At 43.3% G+C, this 1,831-nt stretch carries 2 protein-coding genes and 1 pseudogene; 2 read left to right on the top strand and 1 reads right to left on the bottom strand.

What is annotated here, in order from left to right:
• A partial coding sequence (locus AB4496_RS18660) for a VOC family protein (RefSeq protein WP_372131599.1) occupies nt 1-188 on the bottom strand: 188 nt, incomplete at its 3' end.
• A 434-nt stretch (nt 189-622) separates the two neighbouring features.
• Between AB4496_RS18660 and ahpC the strand changes: the two genes are divergently transcribed.
• Both ahpC and AB4496_RS18670 read left to right on the top strand, forming a co-directional pair.
• Nucleotides 623-1,180 carry an alkyl hydroperoxide reductase subunit C gene (gene ahpC, locus AB4496_RS18665; protein WP_004736364.1) on the top strand — a complete coding sequence of 186 codons (558 nt, stop codon included), beginning with the start codon at nt 623-625 and terminating at the stop codon, nt 1,178-1,180.
• 228 nt (nt 1,181-1,408) lie between these two features.
• Nucleotides 1,409-1,831, top strand: a pseudogene (locus AB4496_RS18670) (alkyl hydroperoxide reductase subunit F); the annotation flags it as partial.

Here is a 1,831-nt window from a genome sequence, read left to right on the forward strand (position 1 = left end):
AGGTGTGCAATGTTGAAGCCTTTGAAGCCTTCGCCAAATACTGCGATACACATACGGCCGATTGCTGATTCACGCTCTTCCATAACCTTAGTGTTGTTCATTACGATTCTTAGACCCAGCGCTTTCGTGTAAAACTCGACTGCTTGATCCATGTCACCCACCATGATGCCTACGTGATTCATTTTCATAACTTACTCCAAATTCGTTTTTAATTCTGTGCGTTTCGAAGACTGGCTTCGATGTTTCGTTTCGATGGAGAGAGTATATGGAGATGTAACGATTAAATGAAATTATCATTAATTATATTAATGATAATTTTTTGTTATTTACAGATTTAGCATCAAATCCCAGCTCGCTTAAAGAAGCCACGCCTGCCCTTGCCTACTTAGATACATAGATACATAGAGGCTTACGTGAATAGAGATAAGCCGAAATAGAACGTAGCCCTAGTTTGATAACTTTTATCGATAGTTTTTGTCGATAGCGATCTTCTTACGAAGATAGGATTTGCCTATTGAATCTATAGAAATGTCCGATTTCACTAATTTTCGGTGCGAATGCAATATAGCTCCATCGACGCGGGATAGCGTTAAACACTACAAATTAGAAAGAGAGTCGAATCATGATCAACACAGAAATCAAACCATTCAACGCAACAGCATTCAAAAACGGCGAATTCGTAGAAATCACTGAGCAAGACGTTAAAGGCAAGTGGGCTGTATTCTTCTTCTACCCAGCAGACTTCACGTTTGTATGTCCAACTGAGCTAGTTGACCTACAAGACAAATACGCAGAGCTTCAATCTCGCGGCGTAGAAGTTTTCTCAGTATCAACTGACACGCACTTCTCTCACAAAGCATGGCACGATACTTCTGACAAAATCGGCACTATCGAATACTTCATGGTCGGCGACCAAACAGGCAACATCACAAACAACTTCAACGTTATGCGTGAAGGTCAAGGCCTTGCAGACCGTGCAACGTTCCTAATCGACCCTGAAGGCGTTATCCAAGCAATGGAAATCACAGCTGAAGGCATCGGACGTGACGCAGAAGACCTACTACGCAAGGTTAAAGCAGCACAATACGTAGCCGCTCACCCAGGTGAAGTTTGCCCAGCTAAATGGAAAGAAGGCGAAGAGACTCTAGCGCCATCTCTAGACCTAGTAGGCAAGATTTAATCTAAGCCTAGTTCAAACAAGAACAGCTAAGAAAGAACAAGTAAAACAGAACAGTTAAACGGTTCTACAGGCGCGCTTCGGCCTCCCTCCTAAAGGGCAGTTGCGCGCCACCCTTTCAAAACATCAACACCACAATATTTGCCGACTTGCGCCCCCTTTTTATTTTCCTTTTTCAGCAAGAAGGTATTGGTCAATACCAAGACACAGAATTTAAGAGCAGGCACGATTATGTTAGATCAAGCAATGAAGCAGCAGCTAAAAGCATACCTAGAAAACCTAAAAACCAATGTTCAGTTAGTCCTTAGCCTAGATGACAGCGACACCGCGAACAAACTTCAAGATCTGGCGAATGATATAGCTTCTCTCACTGACAAAATTGAAGTGATTCGAGATGACAGCGCAAGCACTCGCAGTCCTATCATGCAGGTAGTGAACCAAGAGAAAGGCACCGCGATCGGTTTTGCCGGTTTGCCAATGGGCCACGAGTTCACATCACTGGTACTTGCACTGCTTCATAGTGGTGGTCACCCTATCAAGCTTGAAGCGGACGTAATCGAGCAAATTAAAGAACTCGATCAAGAGCTTAATGTAGAGATTTTTATCTCACTCTCATGCCAAAACTGTCCAGAAGTGGTTCAGGCATTCAACATG

The sequence above is a fragment of the Vibrio sp. 10N.222.46.A1 genome (assembly GCF_041473595.1).
Lineage (GTDB): Bacteria > Pseudomonadota > Gammaproteobacteria > Enterobacterales > Vibrionaceae > Vibrio > Vibrio tasmaniensis_A.

What these genes read in the sequence shown, in the direction of transcription:
- ahpC (WP_004736364.1), top strand. Translation starts at nt 623, where the DNA reads ATGATCAACACAGAAATCAAACCATTCAACGCAACAGCATTCAAAAAC.